General features: G+C 42.1%; 18 protein-coding genes. 8 read left to right on the top strand and 10 right to left on the bottom strand.

The window, feature by feature from the left end:
* Positions 1 to 17 precede the first annotated feature (17 nt).
* Positions 18 to 650, bottom strand: coding sequence for a maleylacetoacetate isomerase (maiA, locus tag NDN11_RS10155; RefSeq protein ID WP_251109543.1), 633 nt, complete (start codon positions 648 to 650; stop codon positions 18 to 20).
* Positions 637 to 1941: a fumarylacetoacetase gene (gene fahA, locus NDN11_RS10150; protein WP_251109542.1), complete on the bottom strand. Its 1305-nt coding sequence runs from the start codon at positions 1939 to 1941 to the stop codon at positions 637 to 639. Before fahA ends, maiA begins: the two co-directional genes overlap by 14 nt.
* A 356-nt stretch (positions 1942 to 2297) precedes the next feature.
* Here fahA and NDN11_RS10145 point away from each other — a divergent pair, with 356 nt between their 5' ends.
* Positions 2298 to 3686 (top strand): amino acid permease, encoded by a 1389-nt coding sequence (locus tag NDN11_RS10145; RefSeq protein ID WP_251109541.1) that lies wholly within the window; start codon positions 2298 to 2300, stop codon positions 3684 to 3686.
* A gap of 170 nt (positions 3687 to 3856) precedes the next feature.
* The gene (locus tag NDN11_RS10140) at positions 3857 to 5029 is read left to right on the top strand and encodes an MFS transporter (RefSeq protein WP_251109540.1); all 1173 of its coding nucleotides are present in this window, start codon (positions 3857 to 3859) and stop codon (positions 5027 to 5029) included.
* 1 nt (position 5030) lies between these two features.
* Here the strand turns inward: NDN11_RS10140 and NDN11_RS10135 are convergent, their stop codons facing one another.
* The gene (locus NDN11_RS10135) at positions 5031 to 6521 is read right to left on the bottom strand and encodes an amidase (RefSeq protein WP_251109539.1); all 1491 of its coding nucleotides are present in this window, start codon (positions 6519 to 6521) and stop codon (positions 5031 to 5033) included.
* Positions 6522 to 6725: 204 nt separating this feature from the next.
* Between NDN11_RS10135 and NDN11_RS10130 the strand changes: the two genes are divergently transcribed.
* On the top strand, positions 6726 to 7205 hold the full coding sequence (locus NDN11_RS10130) for a hypothetical protein (protein WP_167247529.1): 480 nt from the start codon (positions 6726 to 6728) through the stop codon (positions 7203 to 7205).
* 52 nt (positions 7206 to 7257) lie between these two features.
* Here NDN11_RS10130 and accC read toward each other — a convergent pair whose 3' ends face one another.
* From accC to NDN11_RS10105, 5 genes are all read right to left on the bottom strand, one after another.
* Positions 7258 to 8622 (bottom strand): acetyl-CoA carboxylase biotin carboxylase subunit, encoded by a 1365-nt coding sequence (gene accC / locus NDN11_RS10125; protein ID WP_167247527.1) that lies wholly within the window; start codon positions 8620 to 8622, stop codon positions 7258 to 7260.
* Between the two features lie 17 nt (positions 8623 to 8639).
* The gene (gene accB, locus NDN11_RS10120) at positions 8640 to 9059 is read right to left on the bottom strand and encodes an acetyl-CoA carboxylase biotin carboxyl carrier protein (RefSeq protein WP_167247525.1); all 420 of its coding nucleotides are present in this window, start codon (positions 9057 to 9059) and stop codon (positions 8640 to 8642) included.
* Positions 9060 to 9085: 26 nt separating this feature from the next.
* On the bottom strand, positions 9086 to 9535 hold the full coding sequence (gene aroQ / locus NDN11_RS10115; RefSeq protein ID WP_251109538.1) for a type II 3-dehydroquinate dehydratase: 450 nt from the start codon (positions 9533 to 9535) through the stop codon (positions 9086 to 9088).
* A gap of 725 nt (positions 9536 to 10260) precedes the next feature.
* Positions 10261 to 11295, bottom strand: a complete 1035-nt coding sequence (locus tag NDN11_RS10110) for an ABC transporter substrate-binding protein (protein ID WP_251109537.1) — start codon at positions 11293 to 11295, stop codon at positions 10261 to 10263.
* Positions 11296 to 11886 carry an ANTAR domain-containing response regulator gene (locus NDN11_RS10105; protein ID WP_004807526.1) on the bottom strand — a complete coding sequence of 197 codons (591 nt, stop codon included), beginning with the start codon at positions 11884 to 11886 and terminating at the stop codon, positions 11296 to 11298.
* 531 nt (positions 11887 to 12417) lie between these two features.
* On the opposite strand from NDN11_RS10105, the gene NDN11_RS10100 reads away from it, so the two are divergent.
* From NDN11_RS10100 to NDN11_RS10080, 5 genes are all read left to right on the top strand, one after another.
* On the top strand, positions 12418 to 13770 hold the full coding sequence (locus NDN11_RS10100) for an MFS transporter (protein ID WP_502801318.1): 1353 nt from the start codon (positions 12418 to 12420) through the stop codon (positions 13768 to 13770).
* Between the two features lie 28 nt (positions 13771 to 13798).
* Entirely contained in the window at positions 13799 to 16345 is a 2547-nt protein-coding gene (nirB, locus tag NDN11_RS10095) for a nitrite reductase large subunit NirB (protein ID WP_251109535.1), read from the top strand.
* Between the two features lie 11 nt (positions 16346 to 16356).
* Entirely contained in the window at positions 16357 to 17976 is a 1620-nt protein-coding gene (nirD, locus tag NDN11_RS10090) for a nitrite reductase small subunit NirD (protein ID WP_251109534.1), read from the top strand.
* Between the two features lie 184 nt (positions 17977 to 18160).
* Positions 18161 to 20941, top strand: a complete 2781-nt coding sequence (locus NDN11_RS10085; RefSeq protein ID WP_251109533.1) for a nitrate reductase — start codon at positions 18161 to 18163, stop codon at positions 20939 to 20941.
* Entirely contained in the window at positions 20938 to 21564 is a 627-nt protein-coding gene (locus NDN11_RS10080; protein WP_251109532.1) for an NTP transferase domain-containing protein, read from the top strand. The genes NDN11_RS10085 and NDN11_RS10080 overlap by 4 nt, the downstream gene beginning before the upstream one ends.
* Here the strand turns inward: NDN11_RS10080 and NDN11_RS10075 are convergent.
* On the bottom strand, positions 21561 to 22718 hold the full coding sequence (locus NDN11_RS10075; protein ID WP_251109531.1) for a YbfB/YjiJ family MFS transporter: 1158 nt from the start codon (positions 22716 to 22718) through the stop codon (positions 21561 to 21563). The genes NDN11_RS10080 and NDN11_RS10075 overlap by 4 nt on opposite strands.
* A 19-nt stretch (positions 22719 to 22737) precedes the next feature.
* Positions 22738 to 22863 (bottom strand): hypothetical protein, encoded by a 126-nt coding sequence (locus tag NDN11_RS18210; RefSeq protein ID WP_285292124.1) that lies wholly within the window; start codon positions 22861 to 22863, stop codon positions 22738 to 22740.
* Between the last annotated feature and the right edge of the window lie 12 nt (positions 22864 to 22875).

Here is a 22875-nt window from a genome sequence, read left to right as displayed (position 1 = left end):
TAAAACTCCTTTTATCTCTATTCCCAATCTGGTTGTTGTTCTGGGGTCGCATTCAAAAATGCAGGAAGGGTTAAGCAATGTTGGTAGATCGACTCAATCTTGGGAAATGCACTTAAATCAATTTTAAAGCGCTTGGCGTTGTAGACTTGAGGAATCAAACAGCAGTCTGCAAAAGTCGGCTGTGAGCCAAAACAGAATTGCCCATTGGAATGCTGTAATTGCATTTCTAAGCTGTGAAAGCCTTCTAAAATCCAATGTCGGTACCACAGTGTTTTTTGCTCATTACTGATCGCAAGATCGTTTTGCAGGTACTTCAACACTCTCAAGTTATTGATCGGATGAATGTCACAGGTAATACTTTGTGCAAAGGCACGGACTTTGGCACGTTCAATCAGATCTTTGGGTAACAGCGCTTTGGCTGGATAACGTTCTTCCAGATATTCCAAAATGCTGAGCGACTGGGTAAAGGTCTGATCTTGGTCAAGCAAAGTTGGCACCAGCTGACTTGGATTGAGGGTACGATAACTTGCCAGTTGCTGCTCATTTTTAACGAGATGCACTGCTTCAGTTTCATAGGGCAATGCTTTCAGGTTGAGTGCAATACGTACCCGATAAGCTGCAGAGCTACGAAAGTAACTATACAGTTTCATAGCGCTCGTCCTTTTGTTGATTAAAACGGAAGTGACGTGCTGGTAAAATGGTATTGGCAACTTCGCCAAAGCCCACGCGAATTCCATCTTTTTCACAGTAGCCTTTCATCACAACACGGTCACCATCTTCCAAGAAGCCACGCTTTTCGCCGTTGGAAAGGTTGAGCGGTTTGGTGGTATTCCAAGTTAGTTCCAGTAAGCTGCCATAAGAATCTTCAGTTGGGCCTGAAATCGTGCCTGAACCCATTAAATCGCCGACTTGTACATTGCAGCCTGCAATGGTGTGGTGAGTCAGTTGCTGTGACATTGACCAATACATATATTTAAAGTTGGTTTGGCAAATCACATCGGCTTGTTTTGATTGAGGTGTTTGCACTTCAACACTGAGGTGAATGTCATAGCTATTAGCAGTGTTTTCTTGTAGATAGCTCAATGGTTTTGGCTGTTGCTCTGGACCTTTAACTTTAAATGGCTCAAGCGCTTCCATGGTCACCACCCAAGGTGAAATGGCACTGGCGAAAGTTTTGGCGTTAAAAGGGCCTAAAGGGACATATTCCCATTGTTGAATATCACGCGCTGACCAGTCATTCAGTAACACCATGCCAAAGATATGTTCCCATGCATTTTCAATGGCAATCGGCTCGCCCAATTCAGTTGCTTTACCCACGACAAAAGCAGTCTCGAGTTCAAAGTCGAGTTTACGTGTCGCTGAGAATACAGGGCGTTCTTCATTGGGTAATTTGATTTGGCCTGAAGGGCGCACAATGTCTTTACCGCTTACAATCACAGAACTGGCACGACCGTTATAGCCGACAGGCAATTCGCTCCAGTTCGGCAATAGCGCATTTTTAGGATCTCTAAACATAGTGCCGACATTGGTGGCATGTTCTTTCGATGAATAGAAGTCGGTATAGCCAGGAACATGAATCGGTAAATGTAAAACCACATCTTCTTGTTTAAACAGCACTTGCTGACGTAAATCGGCATTATCACGTAAGGTCGGATTTTCCGCAGACAATAAGCTTTGTAAATTACTGCGAACCGTATGCCAATTCTGTTTGCCAGTTTCAATAAATTTATTCAGTGTTGGCTGATTAAAGCAGTTTGCTGTCGTGAGCTGTAATAAGCCTTTTTGCTCTAATGCAGCAAGGTCAAGCACCCATTCACCAATTGCAACGCCAACGCGTTTGTCAGCTTGTGCAGTCTCGCTAAAAATACCGTATGGCAAATTATGTATTGTGAAATCTGATTGGGCATCAATCTCAAGAAAAGAAGTTAAATGATGGGCCATGATTCGCTTTCCTTGTCTTTAATTCTGTTGGTCTAATCTGGTTGTTTAGGGAGTGTTTTGATTAAGTATTTGAAAGATAAAATGATATTTAGATTTTTATCTGCCAATTGTAGTTTGCTTAGAGCAAAAATCCCTGCGTCTTAATTTCTATGATACTGAAAATAATTAATTACGCAATACATAATTTAATTACATTATTCATAATATTTGTTATTTATTGAATTTTCTGTTTATATGCGCGGTTATTCGAAAAGTGAATTAATTATTTTTCGGATTAGATATAGGCATTTATGATTAACTTATGATATACGTAATTTTAGACAGAAAAATTACGCGACACGGATGAGAATAATCATATGTCAAAACAGGAGCAAGGAAACCTGAACCCAGGTTTAAGCAATCGGCATATCCAGCTTATTGCGCTAGGTGGTGCGATTGGCACAGGTCTGTTTCTAGGTATCTCACAATCGATTAAGCTGGCTGGCCCTTCGGTCATCTTGGGTTATGCGATTGCAGGGCTTATTGCATTTTTAATGATGCGGCAGTTAGGTGAGATGGTGGTACAAGAGCCAGTCAGTGGTTCATTCAGCCATTTTGCTTATAAATACTGGGGTTCTTTCGCAGGCTTTATGTCTGGTTGGAACTACTGGGTACTCAATGTGCTGGTCTGTATGGCAGAGTTGAGTGCGATCGGCTTATATATACAATACTGGTGGCCAGAAATCCCGACGTGGGTTTCAGCATTGGCCTTTTTTATCTTAATTAACGGTATCAACCTTTTGCATGTCAAATTTTTTGGTGAAATGGAGTTTTGGTTCTCCATCATCAAAATTTTAGCAATCTTGGCCATGATTGGTTTTGGTTCGTATTTACTTGCAACAGGAACGGCAGGGCCACAAGCGGGTATCAGTAACCTTTGGGCGTTGGGTGGATTCTTTCCATTTGGTGTAGAAGGTCTGGTCATGGCAATGGCGGTGATCATCTTTGCTTTTGGTGGAATTGAATTATTTGGTATTACTGCGGCAGAAGCACGTGATCCTGATAAAACCTTACCAAAAGCGGTCAATCAAATTATCTACCGTATTTTGATTTTCTATATTGCAACGCTTTTCATCTTATTCGCGCTGTTCCCTTGGAACCAAATGGCACAAGGTGGTAGCCCATTCGTGATGGTCTTTGCCTCATTGGATAGCCAAGGCGTTGCGACTATGCTGAACTTTGTGATCTTGACTGCTGCTGTATCTGTTTATAACGGAACTAGCTATTGCAGTAGCCGTATGCTTTTAGGCTTGGCTCAACAAGGTAATGCACCTAAGTTCCTTAAGAAAATCAACAAACGTGGTATTCCGACCAATGCTGTTTATGTTTCGGCATTTGTTACGGTACTGTGTGTATTGTTAAACTATGTCTTCCCAGATAAAGCATTTGGTTTGTTGATGATGCTGGTGGTTGCAGCCATTGTGATTAACTGGGTGGTGATTTCATGGACGCATTTAAAGTTTCGTAAAGCCATGCAAGCACAAGGGCTAACCACTAAGTTCCCAAGTATTGCTTATCCATTCAGTAATTATCTTTGCATCATCTTTATGTTAGGTATTCTCGTGGTGATGTCATTGACTGCGGATATGCGTATCGCAGTCATGATGATTCCGGGTTGGATTCTCTGTTTGATGCTGGCGTATTATGTAAAGCAACGTAAGTTGAGAAATGCTCAACCGAGTGTAGCGTTGAATACAGATGCGTAAGTTGTAAAGTGATATTTTAAAAGGGCTGAAAATTCAGCCCTTTTTTGTGGATAGGTGTTTTTATTATTTATGATGATACTAGGCGAATTGTTGGATGAAATAAGCTAAAATTCTTTTAGGTCAATCAATTCTCTATTGTTGTTATCTCACACCTGTAAAAGGCATTTGAATTGCTTCAATCATTAAGTATCCAAACACGATTGGGTGGCTTCTACTTTTTCTACTATGCCATAGTCGGAACATTTATGCCGTATTGGAACCTGTATCTACAAGATCAGGGGTTCAATTACCAAGAGATCGGCATTCTTTCTTCAATTGCCATTATCACGCGTTTTTTTGCACCGCTGATTTGGGGTTGGATTGCCGATAAATCAGGAAAGCGAATGCTTTTGGTGCGTGTTGCGACATGGATGGAAGCCTGTATCTGGTTTGCCATCTTCGTAATCCCGAATAGCTTCCAATCAGTGGCTTTACTGATGTTGATTTTTAGCTTCTTTCAAAATGCTATCCTAGCGCAGTTTGAAGGCGTGACCTTATTCTGGCTTGGAGAAAAACGTGCTGAACTTTATGGCAAAGTGCGTAAATGGGGTTCAGTAGGGTTTATCGTCGGTGTATTCGTAATAGGGGCTTTGTTGGAGGTTATTCCAATCTCAATGTTGCCGATTTTACTGCTCTCTGTTTCATTTCTTGCTTTTCTCTGGTCATTTAGTATTAAAGAACCAGAACATGCACCAAGTTCACAGAAAACGCTTGAACCGCTGCTGCCGATTTTAAAACGACCCATCGTCGCGGCATTTTTCAGCATTGAATTTATTTTGCTATTTTCTCTGGCACCATTTTATAGTTTTTATAGTAACTTCCTCAAAGAGATTGGTTTTAGCACCACACAAATTGGCAGCTTATGGGCGATGGGGGTGATTGCTGAAATTGTGATGTTTGCTGTGGCACAAAAGCTATTCTTTACTCGCTTTTCATGGCGGACACTGGTGGTGATTTGCTTAGTGTTGACCAGTTTACGTTGGTTCTTGGTTGGTATCTTAGAAACCAATTATATTGGACAGTTGCTTGCTCAATGCTTACATGCTTTTAGCTTTGGCCTATTCCATCTGATTGCCATGAAAGTGATTTTCCAAAACTTTACACCAGAGCAGCAAGGTCGAGGACAGGCTTTGTATAGCACCATGTGGGGCTTAGGGGTGGCATCTGGAAGTTTATTGGCAGGGCATTATTGGCAGATCTTTTCAGGTGCAACAATTTTCTTCTGCGCCAGTGTGGTGGTCTTGTTTGGTTTATTACTGGTGCTATGGCTGCCGAATCAAGTGGAAACAGCAGCCAAGGCTTAAGTTAAATTTGGATATGCTTATATTGTTGCAGCCACGGTTGTGTTTGTTCCAATTGAGCGGCCAGTTGCAATAATCGATCCTCACGTCCAAAAGGTGCAATAAATTGACTACCCAGTGGCATGCCGTGTTTATTCCAGTACAATGGTACAGACATGGCAGGTAGGCCCGTTACATTGGCTAATTGGGTAAATGGCACCCAGCTTAAATTGTCCTGTACCATTTTTTCAACCAGTTTGCCTTGAGCCAGATAATGCGCTTTTCCAACTTTTAACAAGCCTTTTAAAATTGGTTTCTGCCAGGCAGGTGTAGCGACTTCACCATTTTTTGGCGCGACTGAGGCCGTGGTTGGGGTAAGGTATAAGTCATATTTTTCAAAGAAAATATTCATTTGGGTGCTGTACAGTCCCCAATTATTGAGCGTGTGAATATATTCTGTCGCGGTCGTTTTCGCACCAAAGGCGGCCAAAGCAATCGAATCCAGTTCAAAATCATGATCTGTTGCGCCCGCCATTTGCTTGATTTGTGCCTGCATATAAGAGAACTGGCTAAACCAAGTGGTGACAAAATCTTTTGCCAGCGCTAAGCCATCTATTTTTGGGCGATCTTCAACCACAATATGTCCCAATGACTCCAAAAGTTTAGCGGTTTGTTGTACCGCTTGGATCGCGTCTTTAGAAATCTTGGTACCAATTGGTGATTGGGTATTAAAGGCGATTCTGAGTTTTTTGGGTGCTTGCTGAATAACATCCAAGTAATTCTGTGCAGGGGCTTCAATACGAAATAATGAAGTTTGTTCAGGGCCTTGTACTGCATCGAGCATAGCTGCACTATCCCGAATGGTTTTGCTGAGTACATGCTGCATGGCGGCGCCGTGCATAGCTTCGCTAAATTGTGGCCCCCATGGCGTACGTCCACGACTCGGTTTGAGTCCGAATAAACCGCAATAAGAAGCAGGGATGCGAATTGATCCACCGCCATCACCAGCACCTGCAATAGGGACTAATCCGCCTGCAACTGCCGAAGCAGCACCACCAGAAGACCCACCGCTGTTATGCTTTAAATTCCAAGGATTACGACAGGTCCCCCAAGCATCAGGCTCAGTAATCCCTTTAATGCCAAATTCAGGTGTGTTGGTTCGTCCAAAAGTGACAATACCAGTTTGTTCCCAGCGATTGACAATTTCAGCATTAAAATCTGGCGTGTAATTGATTTTCTTTAATGCTTGGCTACCATAAGAGGTAGGCACGCCTTGATATTCTTGAAATAAATCTTTGACGAGAAATGGAACACCTGCAAATGGACCTGATAGTGTTTGTTGAGCACGTTGTTTCGCTTGCTCATACATTGGAATAATGATGGCATTTAGCTTTGGATTAACCTGATTGCTCCGTTCTAATGCAATTTCAAGTAGCTCTGAAGGCTGAACCTCTTTGTTTTGGACTAACTTGGCTAACCCCAAACCATCGTACTGTACATATTCTGAAAATTTCATGGCTTTTATCCCTAAAGCAAAAATCTTTATAAAGTAAATAATTAAGCACAAATCGCAAAATAGCATACCTGAAAAAATGCCATAACAAGCAATTAAATTACATGGTAAAAATATTGTGTTTATATGGTTATGAATGCATGTTTTTATCAAAAAATATGCTAATTTAAGCCTATGACCGTTTTAGATGACGACTTAATTAAATCTATGAAAAATATTTATATTATTGGATTATTATGGGCTTGCTCAACATGGACTATGGCAGAGACGGTCGTAAATGACAAAGCAAAGGTAACACCGCAACAAATAGCAAAAGCGAATGCAATTCGTGTGACCACAAGACCTGAAATTATGGGGCTATGGGGAATGGAAATTCCCAATAATAAAAAATGTGTGGAGTATTATAATTTCCGTGGCTCTAGTGATGTGGTGATTAAAAGCGGGCAAGAGTGGTCGTATGGTTTATATGACTACCAACCTTCCGAAGATCATAAAGAGCGTTTACCAGCGCTGATTTTACAAATCAAATATGATAACAATGAAGCGGATTGTTCTGGCCAAAAGCAAGATCAAACGGGTGAAGTTTCTCAATATTTTGTGAAATGGGCGAATGATTCGACTATCGATTTTTGTGCCAGTGAGAAAGGTGATAAGTGTTTTGCGACCTTACGTCGTGTTTTACCTTGATATAAGATTGAGTTAGACATAAAAAAGCCTCTTGAGTAAGAGGCTTTTTTATTTAGGCTTTTTCAGCTTGTGGTTCAAGCTGTTTCAATAAATGTTTTTCCAGATAATGAATATCCATTGCTTGTCCACAGAACTTTTTATCCTGCAAAATGAGATCTTTATGCAAAGGAATATTGGTTTTAACACCAGTTAAAATCATTTCGTCTAAAGCTTGGCGCATGCGCGCTAACGATGTTTCACGGTCTTTACCATGAGAAATCAATTTTGCAATCATTGAGTCATAGTAAGGCGGGATGTTATAGCCCTGATAGATGTGTGAATCCAAACGGATACCTGCACCACCTGGGGCATAGAAACTTTCAATTTTACCTGGAGATGGCAAGAAAGTAGTTGGATCTTCTGCATTGATACGGCATTCAATCGCATGGCCTTTAACTTCAATTTGCTCTTGTTCAAGCTCAAGACCTAAACCAGCCGCAATACGAAGTTGCTGTTCAATGATATCAACCCCAGTCACCATTTCAGTGACAGGATGCTCAACTTGCACACGGGTATTCATTTCAATGAAGAAGAATTCACCATCTTCAAATAAGAATTCAAATGTCCCTGCACCACGATACTGCATTAACTTACATGCATTGACACATGCTTCTAGAATATCTGCACGTGCTTGTTCAGGTAGGTTTGGGGCAGGTGCTTCTTCTAATACCTTTTGATGGCGACGTTGTAAAGAACAGTCACGATCATAGAGGTGAATTGCATGACCATTACCATCACCGAGCACCTGTACTTCAACATGGCGAGGCTTCTGTAAGAAACGTTCCATATAAACGGTATCGTCACCGAACCACATTTCAGCATCGCGTTGAGCTGCTTGAACAGATTCAAGTAGGGTGTCGACGCGTTCTACAATACGCATACCACGACCGCCACCACCAGAAGCAGCTTTGACAATCAATGGAAAGCCAATTTCTTTTGCTTCAGCAAGCGCATTATTAATCGTTACGGCATGGTCACAGCCAGGTACCGTTGGTACACCTGATTTTTTCATGGCAATAATCGCTGATACTTTATTCCCCATAAGGCGAATATGTTCAGGGCGAGGGCCAATAAAAATAAAGCCAGAACTTTCTACAATTTCAGCAAATTCCGCATTCTCGGACAAGAAACCATAACCAGGATGGATTGCATCCGCACCTGTGATTTCTGCAGCAGTAATAATTGCAGGAATATTTAAATAGCTTTCACTACTTGCACCCGGTCCGATACACACTGCTTCATCAACGAAGCGTAAGTGCATTAAGTCTTTATCAGCATCTGAATAGATACCAACTGTTTTAATGCCAAGAGTTTTACAAGCCCGAGTAATTCGTAAAGCGATTTCGCCACGGTTTGCAATCAATACTTTTTGCAACATAGGAATCCCCAAACTGATTAAGCACGGTAGCGGAAAAGTGGTTGACCGAATTGGATCACTTCACCATTTTTCACTAGAATTTCTTCAATAACACCGCTCTTAGTTGCTTCAATCGGGTTCATGATTTTCATTGCTTCAATGATCCCTAGTGTTTCACCCGCAGAAACTGTTTGACCTACATTTACAAATGGTGCTTCACCAGGGCTTGGCGCTGCATAGAACACACCAACCATTGGTGATGATTCAACTGCACCACGTGGTGTTTTTGCTGCTGGTGCTGGAGCAGTAGCTGTTGGAGCCGCTGCTACAGCCGTTGCTGCATAAACAGGGGTAGGACGAGTTAATGAGATGGATTGGTCGCCTTCCTTAACTTCAATCGCTTGTAAGTCAGATTCAATCATCAAATCGATGAGTTTCTTGATTTTACGGATATCCATGAGTGAGCATTCCTAATGTGTTTAAATTAGTTAGAAGATTGAATTTTTTCGATAGCGTAATCGAGTGCGAAGGAATAACCCTTTGCACCTAAGCCACAAATTACGCCAATGGCTTTATCTGATAAATATGAGTGATGACGGAATGATTCACGAGCGTGAACATTTGACAAATGAACCTCAATAAATGGGATGGCAACACCCAGTAAGGCATCGCGTAAAGCAACTGAAGTATGGGTCAAGGCAGCAGGGTTGATAATGATGAATTTCACACCCTCGTTTTGTGCTTGATGGATACGATCGACAATCGCACCTTCCCAGTTGCTCTGAAAAGAATCTAGTGTAAGAGATGCTTGTTTAGCTTGAGCAGTGAGTTGCTGGTTAATATCATCCAAAGTGAGATAACCATATACCTCTGGTTCGCGTTTTCCTAGCAAGTTCAAATTCGGTCCATGAATTACCAAAATGGTTGAGCTCATTCAGCCTGCTCCAATTCTAAATTTGCAAAAGTTTTTTGCAAGATGTCTGCAAAGTTTGCTTATTATGGCACAAAATTCTACAATTTTTTTATAATTTGTTTTAATCGATGAAGAAATTTGCATACCAAGCATGGTGCATATAATGAAAACTTTGCAAGGAATTGGCAATGTTAAAATATGACAAAATTTAGCGTAATTTTATTTTTAAACATTCTAAACTGAATTACCCCATTTCGTTCATGGGATTTGTGTAACTCTGCAGTCAATCTGCTTGGATTTTCGTATTTTAGAGCGACTTAAATCCTTAGAAAAGAACTAACGAATGTATATTTATATGAGATCTAACAGGATGTTGGTTTAATACTAACATATTGTTTTTATGTATTTAAATTATTATTTATGAAGATGTTAAACTCTCAGTTGCTAAAATATGAATATTGAATGTGTTGTGATGAAGCTTACTTATTTAGTGACATTGCAAAGCACTTGGTTATTACGATGCAAGATGATTATAGATTGAACATTGCTATTGCTTATTCAGTTGGCAGAAATGATAAAAAAGCGCATTCTAGATGGCAGTTAATGACATAAAAATGTCCGAAAAAGATATCTCTGCTTTCAATATGATAGTGACTACTTAAGGGGTTACTTTTGATTGGCGTAATCCCTTTTGGGTCTTTCAAAAGCTGTCTTGATATTTAAAGACAGCTTTTTTTTTATCCTTTTTATAGTTTATTCGCAGCAGCTTTATGCACTTCAAGCAATAGGCAATTCTGTGCTTGAATCAGATAGGTGTCTTGTTCGAATTCTACAGTATTCCATTTATGCATTTGTTGAAATAGCCATTCAAAGTCTTGGGCTTTCGGTTCAGCACTGTTCTGTACAAAATTACGAATGATATTCTGGATGGTGTAGTACTTTTCAACATGAACATCTGGTGAACAATGGAATTGAATCACATCAAATTCAATCAGAAGTTGCCATACAGGTGCAAAATCTTCGAGTTGACGTAATTCTTGTTGCGCTTTGAGAATGGCGCTGGTTAAGGCAATCAAGCTGTGGGGATGTTGTTGCGCCCATTCCTGTGTAACGGCTAAGACTTTGTCGGCAACATTCGGGATAATGTGCTGACTTGAACAGACAATTCGGCTTAGGCCTTGTAACTCGGCTTGAGTATTCCAAGGTTCTCCGACACAAAACCCATCTATGAGATGGTTACTAATCGCTTCAACCATATAAGGTGGCGGTAGCGTTTTCATTTGAATAGTTTGCGCCAGTCTAGGGTCAGCCAAAGCGAGCCATTCTCTTAAGCAATAGTGATGAATTGAATGTTGAAACACATGCGCCAAAGAGACGTTTTGATGTTGGTGGATATAATCTGTCAGCTTCTGTGCTGAACTTTCTGCGCTGTCATGTTTTTGAATATCAAGTGCATAGCAGAGCTTTTGGCTTAAGCTAATAAAGGCTCGATTTTCGCTCAGCACGAGAGGGGTTTGTAGTGGAATGCCAATTTGATCCGTTCCGACCGCTGCTGCTGGGAGCATCGCAGATAGGCAATGTGCAGCATCGAGTAAGCCAAAAGCTAAACGATCACGTAAGCTGGCCCAAGATGCTTCCTTGACTAAATTGACATTTAAACCGACTTCTTCAAAAAAACCACGCTGTTTTGCCCAGAGTAATGCGACACAATCAAGTAAAGGAATATAGCCCAGTTGTAATTCGGTTTTCTCTACTTTTGCTAATTCGACTAAATGGCTCATCTATTCATCCTTTAGCTGATTATTTAAAAGTTGTTGGGCATCGAGTAGGCGCCGTGCCATTTCTCCAATGGTCATGCGATGGCTCATGGCATTTTTTCTGAGTAATTGAAACGCGGTATCTTCGGTTAAGCCATGTAGTTGCATCAGCAACACTTTGGCTTTTTCGACGTCTTTACGATCTGCAAGTTTAGTCTTGGCATCTTTTAGGTCACATTCGAGTTTTTTATGCTTTTTATACTGCTCAATCGAAATATCTAAAATAGTGTGTAGGCGGCTTGGGTCTATACCATCCACGATATAGGCGGTAATCCCTGCATCAATGGCTTGTTTAATCATATCTTTATCGGTGTTCTTGGTAAAAAGTACCGTAGGTAGATCAAAGTTGCTGACACAACTTTCGATCACATCGCGATGTGGATGATCCATATCAAGCAGAATCACATCGGCTTGAAGATGTTCGAGTTTAAAAATATTGAGATGATCGAGGGTAAAACAAGCCACTACATCAAAGTCATGTTCAATCAAACAGGTTTTTATGTATTCAGCCCGAGCCTGGTCGTCATCAATAAGTGCGATCTTGAGTTTCGGCATAGTATTTAGGTCAAACGATGGGGTTATGCACAGATATAAAGTGCTGTGCGTATTGTTTTTGAAGCAAAATTAGTGCCAGTGAAGCTATTTTGATTTCTTATTCGGTGCAATCGCTCCATAGGGCGTATTGTTTATGCGCTTTATTGTATCGCTGTGACCAAGTAGAAGAAATGAAAAATTTGAATTATATCCTCCAGAATGAAAGATGCACTTTTTAAGTGCGTAAAAAGAGTTGTTTTGAAGCAGTGCGAATTATGCTTTAAAACAGGTCGTTGTACTGAACTTGCTCTCTTCAACCGAATTGGTATTCATTAAAAACAAAGGATAATTTAATAAAATAAATATAAAACAATGACTAATGTTTTATTGGTGTGGTTGTGTTGGGAACTTGGCACAGCATTTGCTAACTATTCATTGAGTCAAAGATGACTTGCAAAATTGTAAGACGGCCAACGATGTCCGATCTGATCGGTTTGTTGATACAGCGTGATGTATTAACAACACAAGATACGTTCAGTATGGGAGATGGCAATGTCTTTAGATTTATCGGCGAAAAAAGCCACATCAATTAAGTTATTCAACTTTTCCGCACCAGCGATGCGGGCATTCCACATGAGCTGGCTTGCTTTCTTCGTTTGCTTCTTTGCTTGGTTTGCTTGTGCACCGTTAATGCCAGTGATCGCAGGCGAGTTCCATCTCACCAAAGATCAGATCGCCAATATCAATATTGCTGCAGTGGCAATCACCATTTTGGTCCGATTAATGGTTGGTCCATTGTGCGACAAATACGGTCCACGTAAAACTTATACTGCATTGTTATTGCTGGGCAGCATTCCTGTATTTGGTGTTGCTGCTGCAAATAGTTATGAATCCTTCCTGTTCTTCCGCTTGTTGATTGGTGCAATTGGCGCCAGCTTTGTGATTACGCAATACCATACCAGCATTATGTTTGCGCCAAATGTTGTTGGTACCGCCAATGCCGCTTCAGCGGGTTGGGGGAATGCAGGTGGCGGTGCAACACAAGCTTTGATGCCTTTACTGTTGTCTGCCTTGGTGATGTTCGGTGTTGAACAAGCTATGGGGTGGAGAATTGCATTGCTTGTTCCTGGTGTGATGATGCTGATTGTTGGTGTGCTTTATTGGAAGTTGACTCAAGACTGCCCACAAGGTGATTTCAAAGAACTTCGTGCACAAGGCATCGTGGTTGGCAGTGATAAAAAGGGTGGCTTGGCAATCTTAATGCATGCAGCACGCAACTATCGTGTCTGGATTCTATTCTGCTCTTATGCGGCATGTTTCGGCATTGAAATCTTCATGCATAACATCATCGCGATGTACTACGTTGAGCACTTTAATTTTGGTTTAAAAGAAGCAGGACTGGCAGCTGGTGTTTTTGGTTTGCTGGCACTGTTTGCTCGTGCGCTTGGCGGTATTGTTTCAGACAAAGTCGCACTGAAAAAAGGCTTGGATGGCCGCACTAAAATCTTGTTTCTGTTGATCTTGGGTGAAGGTCTATTCCTGATGTTATTCGCGCATATGAACAGCGCGGTATTCGCAATCCTTAGTATGACCATCTTCGCATTGTTTACCCATATGGCATGTGGTGCGACTTATGCCTTGGTTCCTTTTATTGACCGTGAAGCGCTTGGTGGTGTGGCTGGCATTATTGGTGCAGGCGGCAATGTCGGTGCAGTCGCAGCAGGATTCTTGCTGAAAGGAATGGTCGATTTTCAAACTTGTTTAATGGTTTTAGGCGGCTTGGTGGTGATTGCTGCAAGCTCGGTGATGCTGATCCGATTCTCGGTAGAGCATAAACAAAAAGAACAACAGCTGTTTGAACAAGCCATGTTGGAACGTAGCTCAGAACAAAGCAGCGCAGCTTAATCAAAGATTCGATTTTAGGAGAAACACAATGAAATTAGTGATGATTGGTCACGGTATGGTGGGGCATAAATTCATCGAAGCCATCTTAGAGAAAGCTGATGATGAATTAGAAATTACCATTCTTGCAGAAGAACCACGTATTGCCTATGACCGCGTACATTTGACGGAATACTTCTCTGGTAAAACAGCAAAAGACTTATCACTGGCTCGTTTTGATTTTGCAGACGCGCACGGTATTGATTTAAGACTCAACACCAAAGCGGTGGAGATTAATGCAGCTGAGCAAACGGTGACCACCAATTTTGGCGATATCATTCATTATGACAAATTGGTATTGGCGACAGGGTCGTATGCTTTTGTTCCGCCAATCTCAGGCAATGATCGTGAAAACTGTTTTGTATATCGGACCATTGAAGATTTAGATGCCATTCGTGCTGCAAGCTTAAATGCCAAAACAGGTGTGGTGATTGGTGGTGGCCTATTGGGGCTGGAAGCTGCCAAAGCATTACGTGATTTAAACTTGGAAACCCATGTGGTGGAATTTGCTCCACGTTTGATGGCGGTACAGATTGATGATCTTGGTGGCAAGGTATTGCGCCGTAAAATTGAAAATCTTGGGGTAAAAGTCCATACCCAAAAAGCTACGCAATGTATTGAAGCCGGTGATAGCACAACGCACATCATGAAGTTTGCGGATGGTAGCGAGTTGGAAACAGATATCATTTTATTCTCAGCGGGGATTCGTCCACGTGATGAATTAGCACGTGTGAGTGGTTTAGCGTTGGGTGAGCGTGGCGGGATTAAAATTAATGATTACTGCCAAACCTCAGATGAGCATATCTATGCAATTGGTGAATGTGCGCTGTGGGATAACAAAATCTATGGTCTGGTCGCACCGGGCTATGACATGGCACGGATCGCTGCAAAACATATCTTAGCTGAAGAAACGCATTGTTTCGCGGGTGCAGATATGAGCACCAAGTTGAAGTTGATGGGGGTTGATGTGGCATCTGTTGGTGATGCGCATGGCATGACACCAAACTCACTTAGCTATTTTTATGCTGATGAAGATAGCTTGGTTTATAAAAAGATCGTGGTCGATGCAGACAAAACCAAATTGCTTGGCGCTGTACTCGTTGGTGATGCTAAAGAATATAATGACCTGCTACAAATGATGTTGAATGGTCTGGCACTACCAGAAACGCCAGAAAGCTTGATCATGCCGGGTTTTGCCGATTCAGGTGCGAAGGCAGGTGGGAGCGGTGTTGATTTATTGCCTGATAGCGCAACCATTTGTTCCTGTAATAACGTGTCCAAAGCCGATATTTGCCAAGCGATTTGTGATGGTTCAACCTCACTCGGTGCTTTGAAGAAATGTACCAAAGCAGCGACAGCCTGTGGTGGTTGTGCACCATTAGTCACGCAAGTGTTGAAGTCTGAACTGCAACGCCAAGGCGTAACGGTGAATAACCATGTCTGTGAACACTTCCCATACTCACGCCAAGAGATTTATCACCTGGTGCGTGTCAATGAAATCAAAACTTTTGATGATTTGATTCATCAACACGGTCACGGTTTAGGCTGTGATATTTGTAAACCAATGGCAGCCAATATTTTGGCATCGTGTTGGAATGATTTCGTGCTTGAACCAAGCCATGCGGGTCTACAAGACAGTAACGATTACTACTTGGGCAACATTCAAAAAGATGGTTCTTACTCGGTTGTGCCGCGTATGGCAGGTGGTGAAGTCACACCAGATGGCTTAATTGCTGTTGGTCAAATTGCCAAAAAATATAACCTATATACCAAAATTACCGGTGGGCAACGTGTCGATTTATTTGGTGCACAAATTCATCAGTTACCATTTATTTGGGAAGAACTCAACGCAGCAGGTTTTGAATCAGGTCATGCTTACGGTAAATCATTACGTACCGTGAAATCATGTGTCGGTAGTACATGGTGCCGTTATGGCGTGGATGATTCTGTTGGTTTAGCGATTGAACTTGAGAATCGCTATAAAGGCTTACGTTCGCCACATAAATTGAAAATGGCGGTGTCGGGCTGTACCCGCGAATGTGCCGAAGCCCAAGGTAAAGATGTTGGAGTGATTGCAACTGAAAAAGGCTGGAACCTATATGTCTGTGGGAATGGTGGCATGAAACCACGTCATGCAGAATTATTGGCTTCTGACCTTGATACCGAAACACTGATTCGTTATATCGACCGTTTCTTTATGTTCTATATCCAAACTGCAGATCGTTTACAACGTACCAGCGTATGGCGTGACAATATGGAAGGTGGTTTGGATTATCTCAAATCAGTGATTGTCGATGATTCCTTAGGACTGGCTGAAGAGCTTGAAAGCCGTATGAGTCATGTGATTGGCACTTATCAAGATGAATGGCGTACTGCGGTTGAAGACCCTGAGATTCGTAAACGTTTCCAAACCTATATCAATGCCAGTGCAGAACAGCAGGCTGATCCGCATATTCAATTTACCCAAGTGCGTGATCAGATTCGCCCTTTGAATGACGCTGAACGTTCAGTCGATCGTATCCCAATGGTTGAAGCATAAGGAGAACTCAAATGACCAGTTTAAAGAACATCGATATGCTGCCAGAAAATCAATGGGTGGAAGTCTGCGCGCTGGATGACATCACACCAAATACGGGTGTGGGCGCACTGATCGAAGGTCAATCGGTTGCACTGTTTCGTGTCGGTCACGAAAAGCGCATTTATGCACTCAGCAATAAAGATCCGTTCAGCCAAGCCAATGTGATGTGTCGCGGCATCATTGGCGATTTACAAGGTGAGCGTGTGATTGCATCGCCGATTTATAAACAACATTTTAGTTTAGCGACGGGTCGTTGTTTGGAAGATAAAGATCAAAAGCTCTTGGTTTTTCCAACCAAAATTGAAAATGGTCGTGTTTGGGTCGGGTCTGTTCCGCAAAAAACCTATATTACCAACAATGGCGCTGCTCAAGAAAAGCTGAAACTGGTGCTGATTGGCAATGGGTTGGCGGGCATGCGTTGCCTAGAGGACCTACTGGATATGGCACCAGATCGCTATGACGTCACCGTGATTGGTGAGGAACCGTGGGGTAATTACAACCGTATTATGTTGTCGCCAGTACTTTCAGGTGAAAAAACCATTGATGACATCATGTTGCATCCACATGCATGGTATAGCGACAAAGGCATCAAATTTATTGCCGATGACCCTGCAATCAAGATTGATCGTACCCGTAAAGTGGTACATACCGAGAAAGGTGAAAGTGTTGATTATGACCGCTTGATCATTGCCACAGGTTCATCACCATTTATTCCACCTGTACAAGGCGTGGATTTAAAAGGCGTGATCAGCTTCCGTGATATTTATGATGTCAACACCATGATCAAATATTGCGAAAGCAAGAAGAATGCGGTGGTGATTGGTGGCGGTTTATTGGGTCTGGAAGCGGCGTATGGCTTGAAACAACGAGGCATGAATGTGACGGTTCTACACCTGATGGATCGAATTATGGAACGTCAGTTGGATGGGCGTGCCAGCCGTATGTTGCGCCATAGTATTGAGCAAAAAGGGATCAATATCATTACCGAAGCCAATACCGAAGCATTGATTGGCGAAGACGGGCATGTCAGTCAAGTCCGCCTTAAAGATGGAACGGTCTTAGATGCAGATTTAGTGATTTTTGCTGTTGGGATTCGCCCGAATATTGCATTAGCTCAAAGTGCAGGACTACGTTGCAATCGAGGCATCTTGGTCAATGACACCATGCAAACCTTTGACCCAAGTATCTATGCGGTAGGTGAATGCATCGAACATCGTAATCAAACCTTTGGCTTGGTTGAGCCGTTATGGGGACAAGCTTTTATCTGTGCAACGCATTTGGCTGAGCATGGCAGCTTAACTTTTAAATCGCCAACCGTGCCAACACAGTTAAAAGTCAGCGGTGTGGATGTATTCTCTGCTGGTAACTTTGAACCGAAAGAAGATTATGAAGACATCATCCTCAATGATGACAAGCGTCAAATTTATAAACGTATCATTATCCAAAAAGACAAAGTGATTGGTGCGGTTCTGTTTGGCGATACCGAAGATGGGATGTGGTATGCCGAGTTGATTGCAGATCAAACACCTGTTTCTACCTTTAGAAACAAGCTGTTATTTGGTAAGGATTTTGCAATGAAAAAGGCAGGGTGATGAATCTCCCCCTAACCCCCTCTTTATGAAAGCGGGGGAATGCCACGAATTTAAGCAATGACGATGGTTCGTGGCTTCCTTCTCTAAATGAAAGAGGGACTGTTTTTCAATTATATTTAAGATATGAATTCGCGGTACTCCTCCCTTGATAAAGGGAGGCTGGGTGGGATTCAAAGGGGCAGTCATGAACAGTATTCAAAATTTAGAACACAGTCGCTCCGATCAAGCAGAAACAATCATTACAAAAACAACATGTCCCTATTGTGGCGTGGGTTGTGGCGTTGATGTTAGTGTCCAACATAAAACGCATGGCACGACGGTAAAAGTCGCGGGAGATCTGGATCATCCTTCAAACTTTGGACGACTCTGCATTAAAGGCAGTAACTTAGCCGATACTTTAGGCTTGGAAACCCGTGTGTTGCATCCAATGTTTGGCCGTAAAAACCATCGTCAAGTGACGACATGGGATCAGGCGATTGAGAAAATTGCAGACCAGTTTCAAGCGTGTATTGACCAATATGGCGCAGACAGTGTTGCTTTTTATGTCTCAGGTCAGTTGCTGACAGAAGATTATTATGTGGTGAATAAGTTCGTAAAAGGCTATTTAGGCACTGCCAATATAGATACCAATTCACGCTTATGTATGTCATCTGCGGTTGCGGCACACAAACGTGCTTTTGGTGAGGATATTGTACCTGCCAGTTATGAAGACTTTGAACATACCGATATGGTGGTTCTGGTTGGTTCTAATACGGCATGGTGTCATCCCGTACTGTATCAACGTATCATGCAAGCCAAGAGTAAGAATCCAGATTTATTTGTGGTGGTGGTCGATCCTCGTTTTACCAGTACCTGCGAGCAAGCAGATTTACATTTGCCGATCTTACCTGGTCAGGATGTAGCTTTATTTAATGGTCTGTTTCAGCATCTCTACCATCATGACTATATCGACCATCATTTTGTGGAGACCTATACCGAAGGTTTAGCAGCACTTCTAACAGCCAGTGAAAGCGAGCAAGATTTTAATGCTTTGGTGAAACGTACAGGAATTTCTGCAGAAAAATTACAACTGTTTTTTGATAAGTTTGCTCAAACAGAAAAAGTGATCACTTTGTTTTCGATGGGGGTTAATCAGTCTTCTCAAGGCGTGAATAAAGCCAATAGTATTATCAACTGTCACTTGCTCACTGGAAAAATTGGCAAATTAGGTGCAGCGCCATTTTCAATGACGGGTCAACCTAATGCCATGGGCGGTCGTGAGGTGGGCGGATTGGCAAATATGTTGGCTGCACATCTGGATTTGGACAATCCTTCGCATCAAAATTTAGTCCAAAGTTTTTGGAACAGTCCTGTGATTGCCAAGCAAGCAGGCTTAAAAGCAGTAGATTTATTCCAAGCGGTAGAAAGCGGCAAAATCAAAGCGATCTGGATTATGGCAACTAACCCTGTGGTGAGCTTACCCGATGCTGATCAAGTCAAACGTGCCTTGGAAAAATGTGAATTTGTCGTGGTCTCCGATATTTGTGCCGATACTGATACCACAGCCTATGCCGACGTATTGTTACCTGCATTGGGTTGGGGTGAAAAAGATGGAACAGTTACCAATTCTGAGCGCCGTATTTCACGGCAACGTGCATTTTTAACTCCACCAAAGCAAGCCAAAGCGGATTGGTGGGCGGTGGCCGAAGTTGCGAAAAAACTGGGCTTCCATGGCTTTGATTTTAGCAATACCTGTGACATTTTTAATGAACATGCGGCTTTATCGGCCTATCAAAATGCCAGTGTTGATCAACGTGATCAGGTCGAAAACTTCCGTTATTTCAACCTAAAAGGCTTAATGAATTTAAGTCTGGATGAATATAACCATTTACGCCCAACCCAATGGCCTGTGTGGGAGAAAGGGCAAAGTATGGCTGTTGAACAGTTATTTGATCGTGGCAGTTTTAGTCATAAAAACAAAAAAGCCAAGTTGATTCCAACCGTTGCGATTGATCCTGTACATCAGATATCGGAAGACTATCCATTGGTATTGAATACAGGGCGTATTCGCGACCAATGGCATACCATGACCCGTACCGGTTTATCAGCTAACCTCACCACACATCGAGCTGAGCCATTTTGCGAGATCCATCCGAATGATGCATTAAAATTTGGTATTCGTGATAAAGCTTTGGTGGAAGTGCGTTCACAATGGGGCCGTTGTGTGTTGCGGGTGACTTTGGCACAAGGTGTGCGCCGTGGCCAAATCTTCGCCCCGATTCATTGGACTGAACAAGTCGCTTCTGATGCGCGAATAGGAAAAGTGGTCAATCCTGTAGTGGATGCAATCTCAGGTGAACCAGAGTTTAAACATACCCCAGTTGCAATTCAGCCATTTCATACCACTTGGCAAGGAGTACTCTATGTACGTGAAGGTTTTGAACATCATATCAAAACATCTTTACAAAGTTGTGCATGGTGGACCAAGATCAAAACCGCAAAAGCGATGCGTTATGAAATTGCCGATCGTCATAGTATTGATGAGACCCAAAAGAATCTGAAAAGCTTCTTGCCTTTTGTGGATGAAACCTATGAATGGTTAAGTCTTGAAGATATTTCATCACAGCTCAGCCATAGTGTGATTTTAAAAGACGGTATTCTGATTGCCAGTTTATATATTGCACCTGTCGATTTATTGCCAAATCGGGATTGGGTGGCGAGTCTGTTTAAACGTGAACGATTAAGTGCCTTACATCGTAAAGCTTTGTTGGCAGGGATGCCGATGTCTGCTGCAAATAACGATGGACCATTGGTTTGTAGTTGTTTTAAAGTGGGTAAAAATAAGATTATCGAAGCCATTAAAACGCAAAATATCACCCATGAAAAACAAGTCACGGCTTGTTTAAAAGCTGGTGGTAATTGTGGTTCTTGTTTACCTGAGATTCGTGGCTTGATTAAAACCTGTCAATTGGAGGCAGAAGCATGAATATACAATATCCCGCTACAGATCTGGTGATCTTGGCGGGAGGGCAAGCGCGTCGTATGAATGGTACCAACAAACTGTTGCAACAGTTTGATGATCAGATTCAATTATCAAAAATATGTGAAAGTTTTAAAACTCAGGTGCAACACATTTGGGTGAATAGTCACCGTGATAACTCGATATACAAACAGATTGAGCCTGATATTCAATGCTATGCAGATGATCAAAATGGTTTTTTAGGCCCCTTAATGGGGATGAAAAGTGCGTGGTCGCATGTCCAAACAGATTATGTATTATTCATTCCTTGCGATGTTACATATCTTCCTCATCATGTTTTAGTAAAACTACATCGAGCTTTACAAAAGCAACCACAGGCACAGGTTGCCTACGTGAATATCAATGGTGATGCCTTATATCCCTTTTGTTTACTTAAGCGAGAAAGTTTATTGGTGTTGGAGCAGGCGATCGTTGAGAACAAATTGAGTTTGCGCAATTGTTTTAAACAATTGGATGCACAGACGGTGACATTTCAAAAGCAAAGCCTGTTTTGTCATAGCATTAACTCATTAGATGAACTACAACAATACCAGCAGATGAAGGTTTTTAAGCAATCTATTTCTGGTTAATGGATCGACGCAGTTGATTTTAGGCTAATCACTGTTGCAATCAATAATGCTGTAGCTGCGGTAATCAGTGCGCTATTGAGCGTAAGATAGATCGTAAATAGGGCATTCGCTACGATTGGACCAATGATCTGACCCAAGCCATAGACCACAGTCATGATGGCAATTAAATTATTTTGTGCTTGGCGAGCGATACGCTGTGCTACTGGCATAGCAATGGTCACAGTTCCCATAAAGGTTCCACCCACCAGTAATGCACTCAATAGATAACCCAAAGCGGTTGGCAGAAGGATCGGCAATACAACACCAAAAGCCTGTAATCCTAAATTAGAAGATAAAGCGATTTGTGTACCCAAGTTTTGGTGGATACGATGCCAGAAAAAACAGGAAGGGATGGCACCTAGACCAAAGATTGCCCAAATCTGTGCAGCATCAATATTGGGCAGGGCGTTTTTGACTAATAATGGTAAATAGGTTGCAGTAATAATGTAGCCAAAACCCGCCAAGGCATAAATCAGAATCAGAGCGTAGGCATGAGGAGTCTTGCTATTTGCGCTCGATATCTTATGAGCTGGATCAGTATTCGGTTGAGCCTGTGATAAACCAAACATTGCAATACAGCCAAGGATCACACTGGATAGTCCGAGCAATAACCACAGTATTTTGCTGTGCCAACTCAGATGCGTGCCGAAAACCAAAAGCTCGGCAGAGAGGGAGATACCAAGACCAACCCCTGCATATAAAATGGGGGCTTGTTGCGGTTGTTTCTGTTGTTCGAGTAGCCATAACGAGGCGGATACCATGGCAAAAGCACTAAAAATCCCAGCCAAACCACGAATCAATATGATCAGGCCAATGCTATTAATACAACTGAGCAGGATCAGACAAAGTACGGTACCTACAGTGGCAATAATACTACCGAGATAACTTTGCTGGGATTTCATCTTGATCGTAAATAAAGCACCCAACAGATAGCCCGCATAGTTTGCAGAAGCAGCCAAACTGGCATGCTGTAGATTGATGATGCCTTCATCAATCATATGCGGGTAGACCGCAGTAAATGCAAAGCGTCCGAAACCCATGCCAATTGCCATAATCAAGGCTGCACTGATTGCTGATTGTAGGACGCTGTTACTGTTTTTTGCTGACTCAGTCATGACCTGTTCGCCCCAACAATTAATCGCTATGACTCATGTGTGCGAGAGGCTGTGCTTTGGCAAGAAATTTGTAGTCAAATACATAGAGTGCATAGCTGATGACACTTAAAATACTAATTAAAAATAACAGCTTAATACCAGACATTGTTTAAACCAT

This window comes from Acinetobacter sp. C26M (assembly GCF_023702675.1).
Classification (GTDB): Bacteria; Pseudomonadota; Gammaproteobacteria; order Pseudomonadales; family Moraxellaceae; genus Acinetobacter.
The sequence above is the reverse complement of the archived record's forward strand: the minus strand, read 5'-3'. Positions and strand labels throughout refer to the sequence as shown.